Source organism: Altericroceibacterium endophyticum (assembly GCF_009827595.1).
GTDB classification, from domain to species: Bacteria; Pseudomonadota; Alphaproteobacteria; order Sphingomonadales; family Sphingomonadaceae; genus Altericroceibacterium; species Altericroceibacterium endophyticum.
Genome location: NZ_WTYT01000003.1, coordinates 14,314 through 38,882 on the forward strand (window position 1 = coordinate 14,314; position 24,569 = coordinate 38,882).

Below are 24,569 nucleotides of genomic sequence, written 5' to 3' on the forward strand. Positions count from 1 at the left end.
CGCCAGACCAGCCCATGAAATACGTGTCGGTGAAGCGGCGCGCATAATCGCTTCGCACGGGAAACTCAAGCGATTCGTGAAGCGCGTGCGCAAAACTGTGCTCAACGGAAGCTGACGGTCAAAGATGCTTTGACTGCGTGATCTTCAAAGCCCGAGCCCAGCCGGCCATCATAGGCCAGACGAAACGCTGTCCTGCCGCTGACGGTGAAGGTCAGACCAGCTTCCAGCAAGGCGCTGTCCTGCGGCAGCCCGATACCGGAAATGCTGAAACTTTCACCACCGGCAAAGCTGTATTGCCCCGGATCCACATCCCCTCCAAAGCCGTGCATCCACCCCAGCGACGCGGACAGGACCGGGACATCCTCCGCTGCTCCGATCCGGAATTTGCCGCGCAGACCCAGCGTCGACCATGCGCGGTCCAGTTTGGTCTTCTTCCCTGAGAGAGCCGCTGCGCCGCCCTGTTCGGTAAAGCCGTCAACATCCACATTCGCCCAGACCAGATTGGCAAAGGGTTCGACCGAGCCGCTCCCGAATCCCATGGCATAAGCCACTTCGCCAAATATCTGCGCGGTCCGCGCATCATAGGAGGATGAGAGGCTATCCGCGAAACCGGTAAAGGCGATGTTCCGCTGCGTATCCAGCGCGTGCCAGCTATAGATACCGCCCAGCCGCAAGGCGACGGAGCCGATTTGCGCGCCGCCATACAGGCCAAGATGCCAGCTTTCAGAATCGGCGCTGGAATTGCGGGCTTCCATGGTCATGTCGTCATCGCTGTACCCAGCCATGATACCGAGATGTGCGGAGCTGCCGACAGGCGCATCGACACCGATGAAACCTCCTCCTTTGGAACGCTTCAGCCGCGCCGTGTTATCCGTGGCATTCCAATGGCCCCAGGCGCCAAAAGCCTGGGACCAAAGTGTCACTCCGTCTTCGCTGGCCGGCAGCTCGCGCGACAGAATCGCTTCGCGCGGATAGCGGCTATCATCCAGCAAGGCACTTGCGGCAGAGACATGGATTTCGCCCGAAAGCTGGTCCATCGCATCAGGCGCTTCCGCTTCCGAAAGCTGGAGCACGGCAGCCAGCAGATCGCCCTGCTCCAGAGAATATACGCCATTGCCCGCGGCACATTGATTCGCCGTCATGCCATCCAGGCAGAAGCCGGGCACGGAGATGCTGGACGTCAGATAGACATTATTCGCGTCATAGCTGTCCGTGAAATCCAGAAAGGCGAAATCGTCCACGAGAGCGTCAAACTCACCCGTCACGCCGCCATCGGCGGTCAGCACCGTATAGGTGCCGCCGGGCAGATAGGTCGTGCCATCATCGGTTCCGTTTTCCGGCGTCACATGAAGAGTACCGCCATTGATGGTAGCCCCGCCGGTCAGAGAGATCAGGTCGTTATTGACGCCGGCGGCATAGCCACCGTCATTCAGCTCGATCAGATAGGTGGAGCCAGCTTCGAAGGTCATGTTCGCGGCATTCAGCGTGCCGACGGAGTTGCCCGGCCTTACCGCCGCGCCATTCGCCAGCGTCACCTCGCCCGCAGTGCCGGAGCCGCCCAGCCATGCGCCATCCTGCATCGCCAGCGCGCCGCCCAGATTGCCATCCACAATCAGGCCGCCTTCCTCGACCACACCACTGCCCGCAAAAGCAGAGCTGTCACCGGTGACAGTGACCACGCGGTCACCAAGTTTATGAAAAAGGCCGGTGCCCGAGAAGCTGTGGCTGGATGTTCCGTCTTCCTGCTGGTCGATCCGCAGAGTGCCATCGCTCCCCAGTTCCACATCGCCGCTGCCGAGGCTTCCCATATCCGCCACAAGGGTGCCATGAGTCACCTTTGTGCCACCGCTATAGCTATTTTTCCCAGTCAGCACCAAAGTGCCGAGGTCGGTCTTTTCCAGCGAACCGCTGCCGGTGAGTTCATTGCCAATGCTGGCGACGAAGCTCGCGCCGCCCTGCGTGCCATCGCCCACGCGGATAATGTTGGCACCCTCCAGCGTCACGGCATCGCCGGTCAGTTGGTAGCCGTCCACGGCAAATTGCACTCCATTTGTCAGCTTCACAGCATCATCGCTGTTATCGACAGCGACCGTGCCGGCATCTCCGGCAAAGATCAGCAGCAAACCTTGCGCATAGACTCCGTTGTAATCGCCAGTGGGGATGGTCCAGTTGGTGTCCTGCGCAGTCCAGATGCCATTGCCCCCAAAGATTGTACCATCGGCCGAATAGTTGGCACCATCCCACAGGTAATATTCCACTTCGCTGACCAACAGATTCACTTCGCCGTTGATCGCAGTCTGTACCTGCATCCAATCCGAAGTGTAGGCGCCCGGCGCGCTACCGATCTCCAGACCGTTATCGGTCAGTGATCCGCCGTAATTGATCAGGCGATAAAGCCCTTCACCAAAACCACCCGCGTCGCTGACATTGAGTGTGCCGTCCAGAACAAGATCGCCCGCCACTTCGATCAGATCGCTATCCACGCCCGGCGTGCCGCTGGGGGAACCAAGTTCAAAATCAAGGCTCGAGCCTGAGCCCAAAGTCAAATCGCCGCCAAAATTCAGCGTTCCCGGCGAATTGCCAGGTGCGAGAGATCCGGTATCGACGGTGACATCGCCGAGAATCCGGCCGGACCCGCCCAGCGTTCCCCCATCAATCATGATCGTGCCGCCCAGCACATTTTCCACCCGCAATGTGCCGCCCAGAATATTGGTCTGCCCGTCAAAGCCGGAACTGTCGCCCGTCAGTCTGGTCACGCCGGCGAAATGGTCGATATTGCCGCCGGCCGATCGTCCGCCTTGCTGGCCCTGACTGTAGCTTGATAGCGCAGCGCCAAATTCGTAATCCTGATCCGTATGGTTGAAGACCACACGGCTGGAGCGGGACATGAAGCGGACGGAAGGCACATCCAGATAGCCAGCGCCAGCGGCTGCTTCCGGATTGGCGGGATCGCTGACCTCCGCGCCAATGGTAATAATACCCGTGCTACCTTCAAAGAAACCGCCCAGATCGATGCCGCCGCGATAGGCCGTCGCCTTACCGCCATTGGCCAACGTGAGGTAGGCGGTTGTTCCCTGCTGGCCGAAAGCAAAATCGATTGTTTGCGCCTGAATCCAGGTATCCGCCCCATCCACCAGCACGCGAGAAGTGCTGTCGTCGTTCCCGATGGTCAGAGAATCTGTGGAAAGCCATGCGCCATTGGTAACGAACAATTCCGCCAAGTCACCGCCACGGCCATCATAGGAATATGCCCCGACAGTGTAGTCAGTGCCCCACTCCATATTGGCGGCAACTTCCACCCGGCCATCGTAGATTTCCAATACACCCAGATTATAGTCGCCCTCACCTGTCAGGCGCCAGGTGCCAGCCCCTACCTTCTGCAACCAGCCATTCCCGACATTGCTGTCCATGGTGAAGGTGACATCCTCCGCCACGGAGATGGCGCCAATGCCGATTATGCTCTGAATGTCGCGCCCGGTCGTGAAGCTTTGCGTCACCGCCAATGTCGGCGGCAGCAACGTCTGTGGATCTGCATTGAAGGTCAGATGACTGGTGGCCCCACCCAGATTCGCATCAGAGCTCACGGACAGGGTGCCGCCGCGAAGGACCGTGTTGCCGGCATAGGTGTTGGTGCCGGTCAGCGTCAGCATGCCTTCACCCCGCTTGGTCAGGCTATCCATGCCCTCTGGTCCGCCCGCGATGTTCCCGGCGAAGCTCGTGTCAGCGCCCTGGTCCACAGTCAGGCCGCCGCCAAAACTATAGTTGCCCGGCCCCAGGTCCACTGTTCCGCCGGTTCCTGACAGAGAGGATACGGTGACTCCCAGATCATTCAGCTGCAACGTCCCGCCATTCACCACCAAGGGGGCGTTGCTGGAAAAAGCGTTGTTATTGGCGATATCAAGCGTGCCCGCCTCCAGCCGGATGCCGCCCGCCTGATTGTTGGAACCGGTCAATTCGACCCTGCCAGAACCGTCCTTCACCAGCACACCGCTGCCGCTCATGCTGCCGGAATAGCTGCCGTCAAAATCCTGATCGAAAGTGATGATGGAATTGTTGGTCAGATCGCCTTGCAGGCTCTCCGTATCACCTCGCAGCTCCCCCGCCGTCACCAGCCAGTCCTGATCGCCCGTGCCGGTCAGCGTCCAGACGGAATCGCCCGTCTTTTCGAAATATTCGAAGCCCCGATATTGCTCGGCATCGCCAATGTCCGACACGTCGAAGCTGGAAGTGGTGGAGCCACCATTCAGCGCGCCGCCCAGCACCAGCGTATCGGTGGAAGCGCCCGCAGCGTAGGCCACCCCGTTGATTCCGTCTGTGGGCATATCAGACCCGAGCACAAGGCGATTTTCGCCGGCCGCGAAGAAAATCGCGAATTCGTTTGAACCGCCTTCTTCAATTGGCCCCGGTGCACCATTGGCGCCTGCGTTCAGATAGCCTGCGTTCTTAACAACCAGATTGCCCCCAAAAATGGCTGCCGCACCATCGCCCATTCTGCCGTCACCTCCATCACCACCGGTGATTGTGCCCGTGTTCACGATGCTCGAATTCGAGGCCCAGACTCCATAGCCGCCGTTCCCGGCCCAGGAATCGGTCGTGGCATTGTTGCCGCCGTTGCCACCATCGCCGCCAATGATTGCGCCATGGTTCACGATGGTGAGATGGGCCGTACGGATGCCTTCGCCAGCATAGCCTCCGTTACCGCCAATCCACCTGTCGTAGTTTTCTCCGCCATCGCCGCCGTTGCCGCCCAGGATTGTGCCGTAATTGGTCAGCGTGCTGCCATTCCCCTCAGTCAGGGCGTCACCATCAATCGCGTCACCGCCGCCGCCGCCGCCACCCGGGTTCCAACCGCCACCGCCGGTGCCGCCATATCCACCAGCAACCGTCACGCCAGCAAGAATGATGACATCGTCGCCATCCAACCGCGCGCCTTCACCACCGCCACCGCCGCCACCGGACATGGAAGAAATTGCGACACCGCTATCGCCGCCTTTGCCGCCGCCATTCACACCAGCCTGACCTGACAGCGCAGGAAAAGAACTGCCGGGCGTGGAGTCACTCTCATAATCAGGGCCATCGCCGCCATCACCGCCAAGGATATCCTCCGTGATTGTCCCGGAAATAATCTGGCCGTACTCGCCAGGAACGCCGTCCGCTTCTTCGCCCACTCCGAGACCACCCGAGCCTGGAGTTGCCAGTGCCGGACTGGCCGACAGGGCCAGCAGGCTGACCCCGACTGCCGCGACCATCCGGCGCTGTTTCAGGGCGTGCGACCGCTGGACATCAGGACGGTTCATGAGAGGAAGCATGGTATTCTGCCCTTTTTGAATGGATATCCGGATCTGTGCCGGACCGAAGACAGTGCTACCCCCTATGGCGCGCACTCAATCACTACGTGCTATTGCGAAGTCATCGCTTGCGGTGAATCCCCTATTCAGGGGGGATATCCTGTCTTGCGGGGTTCCTCTCGCTACGGGGTCAAGCTATCGCGCAGGTTCCCTGAGTAAAATCACAGCAGCGCACCGTGCAATTTTCCTCCCTTGAACCCGCGACGCCCACCGATCCGGAGACCCTCGCCCGCATCACGCGGCTATGGGACGAGCTTGCTGATTTTTCGGCCTCGCAATTCCAGGAATCGCGCGATCATCTTTTGCGCACATTATGTGATCTGATCGATGCCGAGCAGGCGGACTGGATCGGCGTGGTCCGCTTTGCCACCGACGTGGATAAAGACCCCATGCGCGGCTGGCGCCCCCGCAGCGTTTCAGCGCACAATCATCGGCCTGATGCGCGGCAGGCGATGAAACAGGCCTTTGATGAAATGGAACAGGGCGAACCAGACATCACCACTTTGCGCAATGTGGCGCAGGCGGGGCAATACCGCGTTCTCCATCTGAAAGATCTCGCCACGCCTGACTGGTTTGAAAGCGAGAATTACAAGCGCTTCTATCTGGATCTGGGGCGCAAGGATTCCATCTGGGCGGGCATCCCGATCAATGATGAGGTCGAGGTGCAGATCGGTTTGCATCGCGGGCCGGAGCAGGAAGCATTTTCGGCCCGCGATATGCAAATCGTGTCGCAAACAGTGCGCGGGCTGAAGTGGTTCTATCGCCTGCAGATGCTGGGTGAAGGAATCGGCATTGCCTCCGCGCCCCTGACCCCGACGGAACATGCCGTGCTTGGCGGGGTGTTGCAGGGCATGTCGGAGAAGGAAGTGGCGATAGCCAACGACCAGAGCCCGCACACGACACATGACCACATCAAGAGCATATATCGCAAATATGGTGTCTCCAGCCGGACAGCCCTGATGGCACTCTGGCTCGGCCGTACGTAAGGGATTGGGCCGGAAGTCCGCGCTCTCAATTTCGGCGCGGGCTGCGCTTACGCCGGCGCGTTGCAGAGGGACCAGCCCGGCGATGATGGTGCTCGCAGTCCAAGTCTCAACCCTTCAAAGGCTTTGGTGACGCAATCAGTCCTCTGAGATAGGTCAGAAGGACGTCCGCACGCGATGTCGCCTCATCTCCCGCCCGAAACAGAACGAGTCCGGACCAAAGCGCGTAAAGGCTGATCGCAAACTGCCGGGTCGGAAGCTGATAGCTGAGCTCGAAGCGCGTTTTCAGTGTGTCCAGAACCAAGGCCAGGGCATCATAGCTGGTGTTGCGCGCGTGAGCGCTCTGCGCGGCGAAATCGGGGTCCCGCTGCGCCTGTAATTGCATTTCGATCGCCAGCAAGGACCACTGCGTTTGCTCCGCGATCGCCGTGAGATGCTCTGCAAACCCTTCCAGAGCATGATCGAGCGTATCGCTCGACGCGGATTTCACCAGAGACTGCAACAGGACCGCTTCGCGTTCGATATGACGTTGGAGAACCGAAAGCAAAAGGTCCTGTTTGGTCGCGAAGTTGGAATAGAAAGCCCCCTGGGAGAACCCGGCCTTCTCGCACACATTCCGAAGCGAGGTCGCATTGACCCCGCCTTCGGCGAACAGGCTTTCGGCCGCATCCAGAAGGCGCTCGCGCGTGCGCTGTTGCTGTTCCTGCCGCGACAGTCGGCGGGGCACATCCGTCATCGCGAGGCTCTTCTGGCTGTGGCTCCGGGGTTAACGGTCATTCGCTCGAAAACCCTTTGCGGACGTTGCTGATCCATGTCCCCAGCGCCTTCAGCGCGCTGCCACCTTTGGCGGCCAGACTCTCGATTTCGGCCTCGAAGGCTTCACGACGCTGGGTCTCGGGTTCAGGAAGGGGCGGCAGGATATGCGCATAATAGGTCTTGTCCAGCAGCCGGTGCAGCAATCTTTCCCCCAGGAACGGCTTCCCGCTATTCAGCGCGCGCGCGCCCCGGAGCAGATTGCGGATGTCATATTGCGTCGGGCTGATATCGGGTGCCTGCTTGGGAATATTCAGCAATTTGTAGACCCCGATCCGGGCCGTGCGAATAGACGCTTCCATCGTGAAGATGATGTCATTGCGGGTTTCCACGAATTGCCCGATCAGGCCCAGATTCGTGCACCCTTCCGGCACGACCCGGGGCCGGTCACCGGCGGCGCGCTTCATGAATTGCGCCGTGATATAGGGCATCAGCGCGATGCGCGCCTTGGTGTTGGCAACCACGGCCTCGATCTGGTCTTCAATCCCCAGATGATAGCACAGTTCGGTGAGAATCTCCCGCCCCGTGCACTCCGGCATGGTCTTGGCGACACGATTGCCCGGCTGGTCCATCAGCAAGCCATAGACCCACAAGACAAGGGTGTCGTCGGGTTGATCAGGGAAATGGGGCTGCCGGTTGCACGTTACGTTCAGCAGCCAGTTCGAATCCGTGAAGGTGATGATGCCGCCGGTCACTGTGCGTCCCGAATAGGGGTCATTGACCGAAAGTGTCTTGAGCTTGTCGACCAGAGGCGAAGGTTTGCAGGTCAGGGTGGCGGACTCCCAGATCGACTGGTCGGTGTCGCCATAGAATTTTTCGGGATGGCCGAAGACATCAGACTTTTTCGCCAGATTTTGCCAGAGCGTCCAGCCGCTGTTTTCGCCAGGCTCATGTCGTCCGACCGTAAGTTGCGGCACGGTATCCAGATCGCCATAGGCGGTGTTCTCGGTCATCGAGCCTGTCAGCGCAAAGACGAGATCGCGGTCCCCAACCTCCAGTCGGCGCGGCTGACCTGAGACGGTGCAGACAATACCGGTCACGGTTTTTTGGGCGCCGGTCTCGCTCAGTTCCAGATCCTGCACGCGCGTGGCAAACTGGAAACGGACGCCTTTTTCGCGCAGCATGTCCGCCAGCGGTTTGATGAAGGTATCATATTGATTGTATTTCGGAAAAACGAGGGCTGACAAGTCCCCGAACCCGTCAACCGAATCCAGGAAGCGGTGCATGTACAGCTTGGTTTCCAGCAGGCTGTGACAGTTCTTGAAAGCGAACATGGAGCGGAACAGCGCCCAGAAGTTGCTGCTCAGAAAGCTTGGGGAGAAGTATTCCTCAATGGTTATATCATCGAGGTCTTCTTTCCTCTTCAGCATCAGACTGATCATTTCCCATTGCTGGGATTTGGTCAGCCCCATATCGGTGAAATCGGCGATTTCCCCCTGATTGCGCATCAGGCGCGCCTTGGAATAATTGGGGTCGTTGTCATTCAGAAGACGGTATTCATCCAGCACCGAATAGCCTTCAGGCAGTTCCACGGCGGGGACATCCTGGAACATGTCCCACAGGGTGTCATAGTTCCAGTTCATCTCCCTTCCGCCCCGGATAAGGTAGCCGTCTTCGGGGTTGCCGGAGCCGTCCATTGAGCCGCCCTCAACATCCATCTCTTCGAGAATGGTGATATTGGCGGGCGGCATATGGCCGTCACGGATCAGGTAAAATGCAGCGGCGAGCCCGCCAATCCCGCCGCCGACAATCCAGGCTTTCCGGTCTTCAACTCCAGGCGTGGGGAGAGGGCGGTGCCGGGCATAGGCCCCAACGAAATCGGGGGGCGGCAAGGTGTTCTTCGCCCGGTGGCTCCAATAACCTGCAGTAGCGTCAGGTTCGTGCTCGAAACCGTCCGGAGCAGTGGAATTGCCGTAAAGGCCGGAGTGTGTGCCATGGGTCATGAGAGGCTCCGTTATCTGTCATCTGGCCGTGTTGAACGTGACGACCTTATAAGATTAAGATAGTGCCTGAAATCCGAATATCAACTGATATGTTAAATTCTGGACTTGGCCGGGTAGAGTCTGCCCACTCTGTCGGACGCGCGCGCAAACCGGCACTATGGAGTGCTCCATAGTAGCATACACGATGGTTGCTCTGTGGTTGCCGAGGCCTCGCCCGCGCTGAGTGCCAAATGGCTAATCTGTTGAAAAATATGGTGCGGGCGGCGGGACTCGAACCCGCACGAGCAAAGCTCAGGGGATTTTAAGTCCCCGGCGTCTACCATTCCGCCACGCCCGCACTCTCAAAATGCCTCTAGCGTGCAGCAAGGCTGCTTTCCAGCCCCTCGATAGGATCATTCGTCAGCTAACCAATTTAGCGCACTATTTCTGATTGCGAAAAGAATGTTGCACGCTACAAAAATGAAACGGGGAGTATTTCGACGGTTTATGAGGAGCCGTCATTCCATGAAGCTCCCCGGCTGATCACTCGGCAGAAAAGACGGCCAAGCCGCATCTGCCGATCAGTGCAACAGTCGGGCACCCTGTGAAGGGGTCCGCTTGGGGGAGGATGCCAAATGACCCACCTGAAACGCGTTTCCGTGTCGCTTATTGCTATGAGCGCATTCCTGGCCATGCCCGCGCAGGCCCAAGAAGCAGATGAAACAGCGGCGCAAACTGAAACAACGCAATATCCCGGTGTCGCGGAGATCGTCGTCACCGCACAATTCCGCGAACAAAATCTGCAGGACACACCGCTCGCTATTACGGCGATCAATTCCGAATTGCTCGATGCCCGCAGCCAGACCAGCGTCGCGCAGGTCGCCCAGCAGGCGCCAAATGTGACACTGGCTCCGCAGGGGCAGCAGAATGGTTCGGGCCTGATCGCCTTCATTCGCGGTGTCGGCCAGACCGATTTCAACTTCGCGCTGGAACCCGGCGTCGGCATCTATGTCGATGATGTCTATATTCCCACGCTGACCGGCGCCTTGCTCGACCTGATGGATCTGGACCGGATCGAAGTGTTGCGCGGTCCGCAGGGGACGCTTGCCGGCCGCAATTCGCTGGGCGGCGCGATCAAGCTGTTTTCAACCAAGCCGCAGGGCGACGGGCGCGGCAGCGTTCAGTTGACCTATGGGTCGTATGAGCGGCTCGAAGCGCGCGGCTTTGCGGATTTCGCCGTCAATGACAAGCTGTTTGCCCGCATCGCCGCGGTCTCCAAGAATCGTAACGGGCATGTGAAACGGCTCGATTATGCGCTCAGCCATCCCGGCTCCGACGTCCCCAGCTTTGCGGTGAGCGATGATCCGCTGCTCGGCACTCTCGGCGGCATTTCCTATGCTGCGGGACGTGTATCACTGCGGTGGGTGCCCAGCGATACGATGGAAGTGAACATATCGGGCGATTATCTGCGTGATCGCTCCGAAGCGGGCGCATCGGTCCTGCTTTACGCCAATAATGCCTCCGTCACGCCTGACGGTCTGCCCTGGCTGGCCAAGGCCGATGGCTCTCCGGTGCGTTACAATTGCCAGTTCGTACCTGCGGGCCGCAACAGCTGCGACACGCTGCAGGGCTATGACGGGCGCTATGTCAGCTACGCGACCTTCATCGATGCGAAGGAGGCGACCAGCCAGGCGCCCTACAAGCCCGTGGTCTTCGACCCGATCCAGCATCTGACCAATTACGGCGTTTCAGCCACGATCGATATTGAGCTCAGCGACACTCTGGCGCTCAAATCGATCAATGCCTGGCGTGAATATCAGTCCGAATGGGCGCATGATGTCGACAATTCACCCATCGCCAATCAGCAGCTCTATCAACGGCTGGACAATGAACAATACAGCACCGAATTGCGGCTGCTCGGTTCGGCCTTCAACGATGCCCTCGAATATACGCTGGGTGGTTTCTACTTCAAACGCGATGGCACGCTGACCGGGCGGATTGATCTCAATTATGCGGGGCTGGACTTCCTGCATGGCCCCGACCCGACCCCGGCCAAGAATTATGCCGTATTCGGTAATGCGATTGTCCATGTGACGGATGATTTCAACGTCACCGCCGGCTTACGTCAGTCCTGGGACGAAAAGCGCTACACCTTCTTCCGCCGCAATCCCGATCTGACCGTGCCGGAATCCTGCGCCTTCTTCGGAGGTGCGCCGGTTGCCGGGCCGACAGCTATTGGCAATGATCCCAATTGCCTGCTCGTTGGCCTTAACGATGTGAGCCCGGAACCCTTCAAGGACAATCGCCTGGATTGGCGAATTGCTGCGGATTACCGCTTCTCACCCGCTTTCATGACCTATGCGCAGGTTTCCACCGGCTATCGTGCCGGCGGATTTAACCCCCGGCCTTATTACGGCCCTTCAGCCGGCGAATGCTCGGATCTTCCAGCTGGTGTCATTGCGCCCTGCAACCAGATCAAGAAGTTCGATCCAGAAGAACTCACCGCTTATGAAGTGGGCTTCAAGGCGGATCTGTTTGACCGGCGTGTGCGGCTGAACGGTGCGGCATTCTATAATGATTACCGCAATATCATCCTGACGCTGTCGGCCTGCCCGGGCTCGCCCTGTTTGCAGCCGAACAATGTCGGGACCGCGGAAGTGAAGGGTTTCGAACTTGAAACGCTGATCAATCCTGTTGATGGCCTCACGCTGGATGGCACCGTCAGCTATCTCGACTTCCAATATACCGAAATCGGCGCAGGCACGGCGGTTTCACTGGATATGGTCACACCCTACACGCCGGAATGGAAAGCCAGCTTTGGCATCCAGTATGATTTCGAAAACGTGCTGGGCGGCATTCTCTCAGCGCGTGTGGACGGCTCTTATCAAAGCCATATTTACACCGAGGCGATCAATTACGATGCTGTCGTCGTTGACACCTCACCCCTTGGAACTCCGCCGGCAACCGATCCCTTTGTCGGCGGAGTTACCGCCAATGCCGGGGGCGGCGCACTCGACACCCAGGTCGCCAGCAACCGTATTGACGGTTATTTCATCGGCAATGCCCGGCTGACCTGGAAGAGTGAGGCGGATGACTGGTCCATTTCGCTCGAGGTGCAGAACCTGTTCGATAAATATTACTTCACGTCTTATTATGAGCAGTTCGCATCACCCGGGTCTATTTCAGGCGATCCTGCCCTGCCACGCACATGGGCCGTGACTGTAAAACGTGATTTCTGATTGAAACGCGCACGACAAAAGGGGGCAGTGTCCAGCAGGACGTTGCCCCCTTTTTATAATGAAACCCAAGCCGTCTGACAGGCATGCTGCCTGAAAACCCTATGCGGGAAATGAAGACTCAATTGGTATTGAGCCGCTCACGCATTTCCTTGCCAGGTTTGAAATAGGGAACGCGCTTGGACGGAACTTCCACAGATTCCCCGGTGCGCGGATTGCGGCCAATACGGGCCTCCCGCTCACGCGTGGAAAATGCACCAAAGCCGCGCAATTCCACCCGGCCACCTTCTGCCAAGCGTCCTGAAATCTCGTCGAAAAAGATATCGACCACTTGTTCGACCTCTTCCGGACGCAACTCGGGATTGTCTTCGAGTAGGGCCTGAAGCAGTTCGGACCTGATCATCTATGTTCTCCTAAGGCGACCTTGCATCTGTCTCACGCGAAAGACAGGCAGTATCGCACTGAAACACCACAGTGAGTTAGCGACCCCTCCGGGCGCCCTTTGCCAGAGGTGCCGCTGCGGCGCAATGTGCTATTTGTAACCTTTGTTAGCCCGCGCTTTGTAAATTTTAGACGCGATCCGCCAGTAAACGCGCGGGATCGATGCCCAAACGTTCCATTCGGCTAAGAATGGATGGCCATTCCCGCTCCAGAAACTCCTGCTTTTCAAACCGGCGTAAACGCTCTGCTGCACCGGCGCTGACAAACATGCCCACCCCCCGGCGCACTTCCACCAATCCATCAATCTGGAATTGTTGATAGGCCTTGGCCACGGTCAGTGGATTGGTCCCCTGCTGGGCCGCAAAAGCGCGCACGGATGGCAGCATTTCCCCCTCGCCATAACGCCCGTCGAGAATGGCCGCCGCGATCAGATCACGCAGCCGGAGATAGACGGGGCGGGAATTGTCCTTCATCACAGGTGATGCAGTGCCATAATACAGCGCGTCGGGTCAAGCAGGGCGGCTGAATAGCCTCCCCCAAAAAATCCGTTTCCAATGCAACAATTTACTTCACATGCGCGGCAAGACAGTTAGTCTTCCTCGCCTGATCTGCTGAGGCAGACTAAAAAGTTATGAGGGCCTTGCATGAAAGATATTTCCCTGTGGGCTGAGGCGGATTGGATTGCAGCCATCGCTTCGGCCGTATTGATCCTGTTTCTGGCGGCTGGTGCCTGGGCTGTTACCCGGCCCCGACCGGAAGTGGCCAACCATCCCAAGGGACTTTATATTCTGTTCTTTGCCGAAATGTGGGAGCGTTTCTCCTATTACGGCATGCGGGCTTTGCTGATCTTCTATCTGACCCAGCACTGGCTTTTCAGCGATAGCCGATCAAACCTGATTTACGGTGCCTATGTCAGTCTGGTTTACATCACCCCGGTACTCGGTGGCTATCTGGCAGACCGCTATCTTGGCCAGCGTAAAGCTGTGCTGTTCGGCGGCGTGCTGCTCGCAATCGGCCACGGTCTAATGGCGGTGGAAGGCAATGGTGGCCAGAGTGACGCAACAATCAACTTCTTCTGGCTTGCGCTTTCCTTCATCATTGTCGGGTCAGGCTTCCTGAAAGCCAATATTTCGGTGATCGTCGGCCAGCTCTATCCGCGTACCGATATTCGCCGCGACGGCGCTTACACAATTTTCTATATCGGCATCAATGTTGGCGCGGCACTCGGTGTCTTGCTCGCAGGCTATCTCGGCCAGACGGTCGGCTGGTCCTATGGCTTCGGTGCAGCCGGTATCGGAATGCTGCTCGGGCTAATCGTTTTCGTAATCGGCAAGCCGCTCCTGCTCGGGCAGGGCGAACCGCCTGAACCTGCAGCTCTCGCCAAATCCGTAGGCGGCATCAAACTTGAATGGCTGCTCTACCTCATCGGCATTCTTGCCGTGGGCTTCATGTGGGTTCTCATTCAGTTCCAGTCCGTTGTCGGCGGCTTGATGGCGGTCTTTGGCCTGGCCTTGCTGGCCTATGTGCTGTTCGAAGCGTTCAAACAGGATAAACACGCGCGCGATCGGTTGTTTGCCATCATTTTCCTGCTGTTGTTGCAGCCGGTTTTCTGGGGCCTGTTCGAACAAGCCGGTGGCTCGCTTAATCTGTTCACGGATCGTTATGTTGACCGTCAGGGTGTCCCGGCATCCCTGTTCCAGTCGATCAATTCGATTTTCATTATCACCCTTGGCCCGATTTTCGCGGCATTGTGGGTATTCCTCGCCAAGCGTGGCTGGGAACCATCCACTCCCTTCAAATTCGGCCTGGCGCTGTTGCAGGTGGGCCTTGGCTTCCTCGTCTTCGTATGGGGGGCGAATGCCGCGGGGCCGACTGCGCTGGTCCCCGTGATCCTGGTATTCGCCATATACTTCCTGCACACATCCGGGGAATTGTGCCTCTCACCAGTGGGCCTGTCCGCGATGAACCGGCTCTCTCCCGTTCATCTGGCCAGCCTGATCATGGGCGCATGGTTCTTTGCCACCGCTGGCGGCAATTACGTTGCCGGATTGATCGGCGCCGCGACAGGCGGCGAAGAAGGTGAAATGAGCCGCGAACTGACCTTGTCGGTTTACAACTCCATCGGCTGGTTTGGCATTGCCGTTGGTGTGGGCGTTCTGGTGCTTTCACCCTTCGTCAAGAAACTGATGCATCTCGACACTTTGCGCGATGACAATGTCGACGATGATCTGCTGGGCCAGTCCGAAGCCGGTCTGGAAGCACAGGAAGCAGGGGTGCATCCCGATACGAAGCGGTAATCACGGTAATCATCCGAAATGTCAGATCAAAGGGAGTAATGGGGGCATATGAGAATTGGATTGATCGGGCTCGCGGCGGGCGCTCTGGCGCTTGCCGCCTGCAGCGCTGAGGGCGAGAAAGTCGCGTCTGCCGGTACACCGGCCACAGCGAATAAAAACCCTTATCCTTCCACTTACTCCCCCTATCCCGGTGAGCCTACCGCGCTGATTGGGGCCACTATCTTTGATGGTGAGGGCCAGCTGACCGAAAACGGGACGCTGCTCTTCGCCAATGGTGATGTGGTGGCTGTGGGCGGGCCCGATCTGGCCATTCCTGCCGGTTACACGCGCATTGATGGCACCGGAAAATTCGTGACGCCGGGCATTATCGATGCCCACTCACATCTTGGCGATTATGCGTCGCCGGGGGTTGAGGCGAATAGCGATGGCAATGAAGCCACCGCACCGACCACACCCGAAGTTTGGGCCGAACATTCAGTCTGGCCGCAAGATCCGGGCTTCTCACGCGCGCTTGCCAATGGCGGCGTGACCAGCCTGCAAATCCTTCCGGGATCGGCCAACCTGATGGGCGGCCGGTCGGCGACCCTCAAAAATGTGCCCTCGCGCACCGTACAGGGAATGAAGTTCCCCGGCGCGCCCTATGGCTTCAAGATGGCCTGCGGCGAAAACCCCAAGCGTGTTTATGGCAGCCGCGGCCAGATGCCCTCCACCCGCATGGGCAATTTCGCGGTCGATCGCGCCAATTGGATTGAAGCGCAAGACTATGCCGCCGGTGATCATTCCTCCCGCGATCTGGGTCTGGAAACGCTTGAGGGCGTGCTGGACGGGGAGATCCTCGTCCATAATCACTGCTACCGCGCCGATGAGATGGCGCTCGTGATCGATATGGCCAAGGAATTTGGCTATAAGGTCACTGCCTTCCACCATGCAGTGGAAAGTTACAAGATCGCCGATCTTCTGCGCGAAAACGATATCTGCTCGGCCGTGTGGGCCGATTGGTACGGCTTCAAGATGGAAGCCTATGACGCCATCCCAGAAAATGCCGCATTGCTGGCCAAAGAGGGCGCCTGCGTGATTATCCATTCGGACGATCAGGACGGCATCCAGCGGCTCAATCAGGCCGCCGCCAAGGCTCAGGCCGCCGGACGGCGCATAGGAATTGAAATCCCTGATGCCGAAGTCATTCGCTGGCTTACCTACAACCCCGCCCGGTCGATGGGCATCGAAGACCAGACCGGCAGCCTGAAGCCCGGCAAGATGGCCGATATCGTGCTGTGGAATGGTGACCCGCTATCCGTCTATTCCCGCCCGGAAAAGGTCTGGATCGATGGCGCATTGCTGTATGATGCGCTTGATCCCAAGCGTCGACCCGTCAGCGATTTCGAACTCGGCCAACCCGGCGAAGGAGACGTGAAATGATCGCCCGCCGCCTGCTGACCGCGATTTCCGCCGCCTGTGTCACCTTTTCCCTGCCCGTCACTGCCGCGGCGCAAGATCTGGTGATCACCAATGCGCGCCTTGTCATCGGCGATGGCAGCGCGCCGATTGATCAGGGCACGGTCGTCATTCACAATGGCCGGATCAGCGCCGCCGGTGCTGGAGCGGCCGCACCTCAGGGATATCCCGTTCTGGATGCAGAAGGACGCTGGGTCACGCCCGGCTTGGTAGCTTCGCTGACGGATCTGGGCCTGTGGGATGTCGGCGCCGTGGATGGCAGTAATGATGTTAGCGCTGGCGAGGCTGCTTTCAGCGCCGCGCTCGACATTGCCCCGGCCATCAATCCTGCATCCGAACATATCGCCATCAGCCGCGCCGGCGGCGTAACGCGCGCCAGCGTCGCCCCTTCGGCCTCATCCGGTCTGTTTGCCGGTCAGGGGGCATTGATCGATCTGGGCCAGGATCCCGACGCGGTCATGCAGCCGCGCGCCTTCCAATATGTCGAGCTGGGGGAATGGGGCGCCAATCTGGCCGGGGGCAGCCGCGCCGCCGCTTATACCCTGCTCCGCACCTTGCTGACCGAAGCAGAAAAAGGCGATGCAGCCCGTCAGTTTGAAGGCAATGGCACACATATCAGCCGCGCCGATATTGTGGCGCTGGCGCCCGTAGCTGCAGGTGAGCAGCCGCTCTATGTGCATGTCGAGCGCGCGGCCGATATTCGGTCGGTGCTCGCGCTGAAGAGCGAATTTCCTGCGCTTGATCTGGTGCTCGTCGGTGCTGCTGAAGGCTGGATGGTCGCACCCGATATTGCCGCCGCCGATGTGCCGGTTATCGCTCTGGCTTTGAGCGACCTTCCCGTCAGCTTCGAACAGTTGGCGGCGACACAAAGCAATATCGGCCGCATGGTCGATGCCGGGGTGCAAGTGGCGCTGGGTCTTTATGCCGGTATGAATCAGCCGCGCTGGGCGGGTGAACAGGCCGGTAATCTGGTCGCACTGGAGAAGATGCCTGGTGCCTCCGGCCTCAGCTGGGATGAGGCCTTTGCCGCGATCAGTTCCGTCCCCGCCGCCATAGCCGGCATGGATGGGAAGATGGGCGTCTTGAAACCCGGCGCTTTTGGCGATGTCGTCATCTGGGACGGTGACCCGCTGGAACTGGGCAGCGTGCCGGTTAAGGTCTTTGTTGACGGCGTGGACGAACCGCTCGACAATCATCAGACACGTTTGCGGGACCGTTATCGCTCGCTGGAAGACGGTGGTCTGCCCCCGGCGCATGATTGGTAATTGTCCTTAGCACGTCATCTGCAACGGTAAGGAGAGGGCGCCATGGATCATCACATGTCATTCATTCCCCTGTTGAGCGCCTGCGGCACATTGCTGGGAACGCATTTTCTGCTTTCCCATCCCTTGCGCAAAGCCCTTGTCTCGCTGCTTGGTGAGAGGATTTTTCTGGCGCTCTATTCCTTGATCGCATTTGGCGCGATCGGCTGGATCGCGGTTAGTTTCCGCAAACTCCCGCCGATGGATCTGGGCGGTAGCGGCATAGCAGGCTGGATCATTGCCAGCCTGCTCACGATCCTCGCGCTGGTTCTGCTGCTGGGCTCCTTTACCGGCAATCCGGCGTTGCCTGATCCGTCAGGTGAACCCAAAATGCCGAGCCAGACCAAGGGTGTTTTCCGTATTACCCGGCATCCCATGATGTGGGGCTTCGCGCTTTGGGCCATCGCCCATATCACGCTGTGGTGGAGCATGCGTACGGTCATCGTGGGCGGAACGATCCTGATCCTGGCGCTGCTGGGGTCGGCTCTGCAGGATATGAAGAAAGAGCGCCTGATGGGCCTGAAATGGAAAGCGTGGGAGAACCAGACCAGCTTCTGGCCCCGCTGGCAGGCTCTGCCTGCGGCGGGCTGGCTGATATGGACCGCCGCGCTGATCCTGTGGCTGGGGATCACCTGGGCGCATGGCCGTGCAGGTATTCCGGCCGGAATCTGGCGCTGGATCGGCTAATCCCCTAAGGCACCGCCATGCATTTGATTCACGACCCTGCCGCTGCTCCTGCGCCTGAAACAACCTTCGACACCTTTCTCGCGGCAGACATCCGCGCGGGCACGATCCTGTCCGCAGATGCCTTTCCCGAGGCGCGCAACCCAAGCTACCGGCTGATCATAGATCTGGGGCCCGGTGTCGGCACGAAAAAGAGCATTGCCCGCATTACCGAGAATTACGCGCTGGAGGATCTTCCGGGCAAACGGGTAATGGCGGTGGTCAATTTTCCCAGCCGCCAAATCGGCCCGGCCCGGTCGGAGACGCTGCTGCTTGGCTTCGCGGATGATCACGGCCATATCGTGCTGAGCGAACCAGCCGCAGCCGTGCCCAATGGAGCGCGCCTCGCCTAAATCGCCTTTTTGGCGTTCAGCAAGGCGGCGCCAAAACCGATGAACACGCTGCCGACGAGCCGGTTGATCCAGCGCCGGACGGTACCGCGATCGAGCAGATGGGCCAGCGATTTTCCGCCGGTTGCATAGGTGAAATACCAGAAGCTTTCGGTAGCGGCGAAGGTCGCCACCATAATGGCGAATTGCGGCCCCTGCGGATGCGCTGAATCGATGAATTGCGGCAGGAATGCCGCCGCGAAAACGAGCAATTTCGGGTTACTGATGCCGATGATAAACCCCGTGCGAAACAAGCGGGCCTTGCCATCACGCGCATTGCCTGAGGCCGGAATTTCATCCTCGATATTGTCAGTGGACGTGCTGCGCGTCATCCATGCCCGAATGCCGAGATAGATGAGATAGGCCGCACCGCAATAACGCAGCACATCGAAGACACCGGGCAGCGCCGTCAACAAAGCAGTAAGACCGGCCGCCGATGCGCCCAGAACAAGCAAAAGCGATGAAAAGCAGCCCGCCATCGCAGCCATCGTCCGCACGATGCCCAGCTCCACGCCGCGCCCGAGGATGAAAATCATCGTTGGCCCCGGCGTGCCGGAGAGAAGAAAAACGGTGCCAAGAAACAGCCACCATGTCTCAAACGACATCGCCTGACTTTCTTAGATAACTAGGTGCCGTAAACTCGGATGCGGTCAGGCGCGGGCTTCGGCCACGCCTGCGCTGTTATGCCGCAAGGCGGACAAAACAGTATCGACGATTTGCGGAGCGTTCAGCCGTGCTTCGTCATATTGCTTTTCCGGCGCGCCCTGATCCTGAAACAGATCAGGCAGACGCATCGTACGGATCTTGAGACCGCTATCCAACACACCTTCATCGCTGGCCATGGTCAGCACATGCGCGCCCAGCCCGCCAATGCTGCCTTCCTCCACAGTGACCACAACTTCATGCGTTGCCATCAATTTGCGGATCAGATCATTATCGAGCGGCTTGACGAAGCGCAGATCGGCCACGCTGGTGGACAATCCCTTGGCCTCCAGCTGATCGGCTGCCTTGAGCGCCTCTCCCAGCCTTGTGCCGAGTGAAAGGATCGCGACTTTGCGGGCGGATTTTTCATCGCCGCGCACCATGCGCCCCTTGCCGATTTCCAGCTTTTGCGGCGTGTCCGGCATAGCTACGCCGGTGCCCGATCCGCGCGGATAGCGGAAGGCTATCGGTCCGGCATCATATTCGGCTGCCGTATGGACCATATGGACCAGTTCCGCCTCATCCGCAGCGGCCATCACCACCATATTGGGCAAGGTCGCCAGATAGGTGACATCGAAACTGCCCGCATGGGTCGCACCATCTGCGCCCACCAGCCCTGCGCGGTCGATCGCGAAACGGACGGGCAGGTTCTGGATCGCCACATCATGCACTACCTGGTCAAAGGCGCGCTGAAGAAAGGTGGAATAGATCGCGCAGAAAGGCTTCATCCCCTGCGCGGCAAGGCCTGCTGCAAAGGTGACGCCATGCTGTTCAGCAATCCCGACATCAAACGTGCGCGCGGGGAAAGCCTGCGCAAATTTATCCAGCCCGGTGCCAGAGGGCATGGCTGCGGTGATGGCGCAAATCCGCTCATCCCGTTCAGCCTCGGCCAGCAAGGCCTTGGCAAAGACATTGGTGTAGCTCGGCGCGCCGCCGCTGCTCTTTTTCTGTTCGCCGGTGATGACGTCGAACTTCTGGACGCCATGATATTTGTCGGCGGATTCTTCGGCCGGGGCATATCCCTTACCCTTTTGCGTCACGACATGGATCAGGCACGGGCCGTCAGCCGCATCACGGACATTTTCCAGCACCGGCAGCAATTGATCAAGATCGTGCCCATCAATCGGGCCGACATAATAGAAGCCCAATTCTTCAAACAACGTGCCGCCCATGGCCATGCCGCGGGCATATTCATCGGTTTTACGCGCCGCATCCTGCAATGGCGCGGGCAAACGTTTGGCAAATTTCTTGGCCAGATTGCGCAAGCCAAGGAACTGCCCCGAAGAGACGAGCCGTGCGAGATAGCCCGACAGCCCACCCACCGGCGGTGCAATCGACATGTCGTTGTCATTCAGGATAACGACCAGACGATTGCCCGCCTGTTCGGCATTGTTCATCGCCTCATAGGCCATGCCAGCGCTCATCGCGCCATCGCCGATTACCGCGATCGCCTTGCCCGGTTTGCCCGCCAGCTTGTTGGCAACAGCAAAGCCCAGACCGGCCGAAATGGAGGTGGAGCTATGCGCTGCGCCAAAGGGATCATATTCACTTTCAGACCGCTTGGTAAAGCCGGACAAGCCGCCTTCCTGTCTCAGAGTGCGAATGCGGTCGCGGCGCCCCGTCAGGATCTTGTGCGGATAGGCCTGATGCCCGACATCCCAGATCAGCCGGTCATCGGGCGTATTGAAAATATAATGCAGGGCCACGGTCAATTCGACAACGCCCAGCCCGGAGCCGAGATGGCCGCCGGTGGACCCCACAGCATCGATCATTTCGCTGCGAAGTTCGTCGGAGAGTTGGCGCAGATTTTCGGGCGCCAACTGGCGCAGATCGTCAGGCGTCGTAACTTGGTCGAGTAGTGGCGTGGCCAATTGCGTGGTCATCCTTGGGATCTACACTCGTATTCTGTTCATGTCGATGTAATGTGCGCCTTCAGCGCGCAGCGCAGTCATCGCATACGCCGCGCAGTTCAACCACGGGGCGGACATTGGCAAAACCCTTGGCATTCCCCGCCTTGCGCAGCGCCCCCGTCAGCTGGTCATTATCGATATGCACCGTCTTCCCGCATTCGTCGCAAATCAGGAAAATGCAATCATGCTGACACCCCGGGTGGGTGTTCACGAGATACGCGTTGGCGCTTTCAATCCGGTTGGCCAGATTGTTGCGAACGAACAGGTCGAGAATTCGGTAAACACTGTTTGCGGCCACCCTCTTCCCGCGTCTTGTGCTCAAGGCATCAGCAATATCATAGGCTGAGCTGGGACGTTCCTGTTCCGACAGAGTCTCAAAGACATCGGCCCGCATAGCGGTCCATTGCTCGCCTGCATTGGTGAGCACATTTTGCGCCGCGGACAAAAGCTGTTCGCCGGAATGTTCTTTGTGAGCATGGCCAGTCATTGCCATGATATAGGCAGCACCGCCCAAAAGGGCAATCAATCGCGGACGAAACGTGTCTGGTACAGATCCGGGTAGAGACGGTGCAGCGCATCGACCTTTGGGCGGTCCCAGCGGCGAATATAGGGATTATTCGGATTCAGCCGCATGAAATCCTGATGGCTGGATTCCGCTTTGTAAAAGGTCCGCGGGGCTTCGATTCGCGTGACGATCGGCCTGGACCAAATGCCGCTACGTTCCATCTGTTTGAGATAGGCAGTCGCTACGCGGCGCTGATCCGCGCCCAAGGGAATCAGGGCGGCGCGATATTGGGAGCCTACATCCGGCCCCTGCCGGTCTTTCAATGTCGGATCGGCAATGACGGAGAAGAATACGCGCAGCAATTGATCATAGCGCACGACAGCGGGATCATAGGTGACTTTCACGGCTTCTGCATGCGCAGTCTTGCCGGAGGAAACGGCGCGATAGCTGGCATTCGCCCGGCTGCCGCCATGATATCCGGCAATTGCGCTTTTCACGCCTTTCATATGGCTGAAGACGCCTTCGACACCCCAGAAACATCCCCCGGCAAAAATGGCGGTTTGCAGGCCCTTACCTTCATCAATCACGATGCTGGCTGCGGGGGCGTGCTTGATATTCTCTGCCGCCTGCGCGCTGTTCTGGCACGCACCCAGAGCCAGCGCCGCAGCCAAGAGGGGGATGGGAAGGCGCATTATGACAGCAGCGAAAGCTGCGGTACCATGCCCAGGGTCAGCGCGATTGCCGTCAGGCCAAAACCGGCGAAAAAGGCGCGATAAGTTTCTGCTTTGAAAAGGCCCATAAAAACCTCCTGATCTCAATGATTTGAACGGAGATTACAGGAGCATAGCTTGACCAGAGCTTAATTGGGCCGCGTCGCAGGTCCAGAGACGATCAGGCGGGGCACAGTCACGATGGACCGCACCCCGCCCAAAATGTCATGCGTCAAAATCAATGGCGGAAGTGGCGCATACCGGTGAAGAGCATGGCGATTCCGGCTTCATCCGCTGCCTTGATGACTTCATCATCACGCATCGAACCACCCGGTTGGATAACCGCGCTTGCCCCCGCCTCCACAGCGGCCAGCAGGCCATCGGCAAAGGGGAAGAAGGCATCGGACGCCACGGCACTGCCGTTGGTCCGCGCTTCGTCCCAGCCATATTTCTCGGCTGCTTCCTGCGCCTTGATTGCCGCGATGCGCGCGGAGTCCCGGCGGTTCATCTGTCCGGCACCAATACCGGCAGTCGATCCGTTACGAGCATAGACGATGGCATTGGATTTGACATGCCGCGCCACGGTCCAGGCGAAGATGCAATCTTCCAGTTCCTGCGCGGTGGGTTCGCGCTGCGTCACGCATTTCAGAGCGTCCCGCTGGATCAGGCCATTGTCGCGTGACTGGACCAGCAAACCACCCGTAATGGGCGTGGTCATCAAACCGCTGCGCTTGGGTTCGGGCAATTCGTCGATCAGCAACAGGCGCAGGTTCTTCTTGCGGGCAAAAGCCGCACGCGCGGCATCATCTGCCCCCGGCGCCACCACCACTTCGGTGAAGATTTCGCAGATTGCCTCTGCCGTCGGGCCATCAAGCGGCTGGTTCGATGCCACGATCCCGCCAAATGCGGAAACACTGTCGCAGGCCAGCGCATCATTCCACGCGTCGAGCAAGCTGCCGGCCTGAGCCACGCCGCAGGGGTTGGCGTGTTTAACGATCACGATCGCCGGGCTTTCACCCTTGAATTCAGCGCATAATTCCAGCGCGGCATCGGCGTCGTTATAATTGTTATAGCTGAGCGCCTTGCCCTGAATCTGTTCCGCCTGCGCCAGGCCCTTTTCCTTGGCGCCATAGGGGACATAAATTGCGGCGGATTGATGCGGGTTTTCACCATAACGCAGTTCGGACAGCTTCTTCGCGCTGAGCGAAAACTGATCGGGCAGAGCCTGCTGCTGATCGGTGCCGAGGAACCACTGGCTGATCGCGGCATCATAACGCGCGGTCGCGGAAAAGGCCTTGGCCGCCATCTGCTTGCGAAATTCCATCGATGTGCTGCCATCGTGGCTTTCCAGTTCGGAAAGGAGCGCATCATAGTCGGCGGAATCCGTCACAATCGTCACATATGCGTGATTTTTGGCGGAGGAGCGGACCATGGAGGGGCCACCAATGTCGATATTCTCAATCACTTCATCGCGTTCTGCGCCGCGTGCAACGGTCGCTTCGAAGGGATATAGATTGACGACCACCAGATCGATTGCGCCAATGGCATGTTCTGCCATCGCGGCGGCATGTTCAGGGTTGTCGCGGACAGCCAGCAAGCCGCCATGTACCACCGGGTGCAGCGTCTTGACCCGGCCATCCATCATTTCAGGAAAGCTGGTCAGCTCCGAAATATCTTTCACTTCGAGGCCCGCCTCGCGCAGCGTCTTGGCCGTTCCGCCGGTGGAAACCAGTTCCACCCCGCGCGCCGCCAGTGCCTTGCCCAGCTCTGCCAGACCGCTTTTGTCGGACACGGAAAGTAGCGCCCGTTTGATCGTCACTTCGCTCACGTAAAA

Annotated in this window: 17 protein-coding genes and 1 tRNA gene; 7 read left to right on the plus strand and 11 right to left on the minus strand. The window is 59.0% G+C overall.

The genetic code is table 11. From position 1 onward, the window contains the following. Positions 1–101 precede the first annotated feature (101 nt). Complete coding sequence (locus GRI91_RS07130; protein WP_160735984.1) at positions 102–5,309, minus strand: autotransporter domain-containing protein; 5,208 nt, start codon at positions 5,307–5,309, stop codon at positions 102–104. Between the two features lie 215 nt (positions 5,310–5,524). Between GRI91_RS07130 and GRI91_RS16325 the strand changes: the two genes are divergently transcribed. Then, positions 5,525–6,334, plus strand: a complete 810-nt coding sequence (locus GRI91_RS16325; protein WP_160735985.1) for a LuxR C-terminal-related transcriptional regulator — start codon at positions 5,525–5,527, stop codon at positions 6,332–6,334. A 106-nt stretch (positions 6,335–6,440) separates the two neighbouring features. On the opposite strand, the gene GRI91_RS07140 is transcribed toward GRI91_RS16325, so the two are convergent. From GRI91_RS07140 to GRI91_RS07150, 3 genes are all read right to left on the minus strand, one after another. Continuing rightward, positions 6,441–7,067, minus strand: a complete 627-nt coding sequence (locus GRI91_RS07140) for a TetR/AcrR family transcriptional regulator (RefSeq protein ID WP_160735986.1) — start codon at positions 7,065–7,067, stop codon at positions 6,441–6,443. 37 nt (positions 7,068–7,104) lie between these two features. After that, entirely contained in the window at positions 7,105–9,087 is a 1,983-nt protein-coding gene (locus GRI91_RS07145; protein WP_160735987.1) for an oleate hydratase, read from the minus strand. Between the two features lie 252 nt (positions 9,088–9,339). Then, a tRNA-Leu gene (locus tag GRI91_RS07150) sits at positions 9,340–9,424 on the minus strand. 277 nt (positions 9,425–9,701) lie between these two features. Between GRI91_RS07150 and GRI91_RS07155 the strand changes: the two genes are divergently transcribed. Then, complete coding sequence (locus tag GRI91_RS07155) at positions 9,702–12,305, plus strand: TonB-dependent receptor (protein WP_160735988.1); 2,604 nt, start codon at positions 9,702–9,704, stop codon at positions 12,303–12,305. Positions 12,306–12,423: 118 nt separating this feature from the next. On the opposite strand, the gene GRI91_RS07160 is transcribed toward GRI91_RS07155, so the two are convergent. Beyond that, the gene (locus GRI91_RS07160; RefSeq protein ID WP_160735989.1) at positions 12,424–12,705 is read right to left on the minus strand and encodes an integration host factor subunit beta; all 282 of its coding nucleotides are present in this window, start codon (positions 12,703–12,705) and stop codon (positions 12,424–12,426) included. Between the two features lie 166 nt (positions 12,706–12,871). Further along, positions 12,872–13,216 carry a GntR family transcriptional regulator gene (locus tag GRI91_RS07165; RefSeq protein WP_160735990.1) on the minus strand — a complete coding sequence of 115 codons (345 nt, stop codon included), beginning with the start codon at positions 13,214–13,216 and terminating at the stop codon, positions 12,872–12,874. 171 nt (positions 13,217–13,387) lie between these two features. On the opposite strand from GRI91_RS07165, the gene GRI91_RS07170 reads away from it, so the two are divergent. The 5 genes from GRI91_RS07170 to GRI91_RS07190 are packed head-to-tail and all read left to right on the plus strand — an operon-like array spanning position 13,388 to position 18,872. Next, the gene (locus tag GRI91_RS07170) at positions 13,388–15,040 is read left to right on the plus strand and encodes a peptide MFS transporter (RefSeq protein WP_160735991.1); all 1,653 of its coding nucleotides are present in this window, start codon (positions 13,388–13,390) and stop codon (positions 15,038–15,040) included. A gap of 48 nt (positions 15,041–15,088) precedes the next feature. Further along, positions 15,089–16,459 carry an amidohydrolase gene (locus GRI91_RS07175; protein ID WP_160735992.1) on the plus strand — a complete coding sequence of 457 codons (1,371 nt, stop codon included), beginning with the start codon at positions 15,089–15,091 and terminating at the stop codon, positions 16,457–16,459. Further along, positions 16,456–17,760, plus strand: coding sequence for an amidohydrolase family protein (locus GRI91_RS07180; RefSeq protein WP_160735993.1), 1,305 nt, complete (start codon positions 16,456–16,458; stop codon positions 17,758–17,760). Before GRI91_RS07175 ends, GRI91_RS07180 begins: the two co-directional genes overlap by 4 nt. A gap of 54 nt (positions 17,761–17,814) precedes the next feature. Next, positions 17,815–18,483 (plus strand): NnrU family protein, encoded by a 669-nt coding sequence (locus tag GRI91_RS07185; protein WP_237437730.1) that lies wholly within the window; start codon positions 17,815–17,817, stop codon positions 18,481–18,483. 17 nt (positions 18,484–18,500) lie between these two features. Continuing rightward, complete coding sequence (locus GRI91_RS07190; protein ID WP_160735995.1) at positions 18,501–18,872, plus strand: tRNA-binding protein; 372 nt, start codon at positions 18,501–18,503, stop codon at positions 18,870–18,872. Here the strand turns inward: GRI91_RS07190 and GRI91_RS07195 are convergent. From GRI91_RS07195 to purH, 5 genes are all read right to left on the minus strand, one after another. Further along, positions 18,869–19,513 carry a LysE family translocator gene (locus GRI91_RS07195; protein ID WP_160735996.1) on the minus strand — a complete coding sequence of 215 codons (645 nt, stop codon included), beginning with the start codon at positions 19,511–19,513 and terminating at the stop codon, positions 18,869–18,871. The two genes, GRI91_RS07190 and GRI91_RS07195, sit on opposite strands and share 4 nt — an antisense overlap. A gap of 45 nt (positions 19,514–19,558) precedes the next feature. Next, positions 19,559–21,493 (minus strand): 1-deoxy-D-xylulose-5-phosphate synthase, encoded by a 1,935-nt coding sequence (gene dxs / locus GRI91_RS07200; protein ID WP_160735997.1) that lies wholly within the window; start codon positions 21,491–21,493, stop codon positions 19,559–19,561. A 49-nt stretch (positions 21,494–21,542) separates the two neighbouring features. Then, on the minus strand, positions 21,543–22,007 hold the full coding sequence (locus GRI91_RS07205) for a Fur family transcriptional regulator (RefSeq protein WP_160736356.1): 465 nt from the start codon (positions 22,005–22,007) through the stop codon (positions 21,543–21,545). A 35-nt stretch (positions 22,008–22,042) separates the two neighbouring features. Next, positions 22,043–22,717 (minus strand): peptide-methionine (S)-S-oxide reductase MsrA, encoded by a 675-nt coding sequence (gene msrA, locus GRI91_RS07210; RefSeq protein WP_160735998.1) that lies wholly within the window; start codon positions 22,715–22,717, stop codon positions 22,043–22,045. 256 nt (positions 22,718–22,973) lie between these two features. After that, positions 22,974–24,563: a bifunctional phosphoribosylaminoimidazolecarboxamide formyltransferase/IMP cyclohydrolase gene (gene purH / locus GRI91_RS07215; protein ID WP_160735999.1), complete on the minus strand. Its 1,590-nt coding sequence runs from the start codon at positions 24,561–24,563 to the stop codon at positions 22,974–22,976. Between the last annotated feature and the right edge of the window lie 6 nt (positions 24,564–24,569).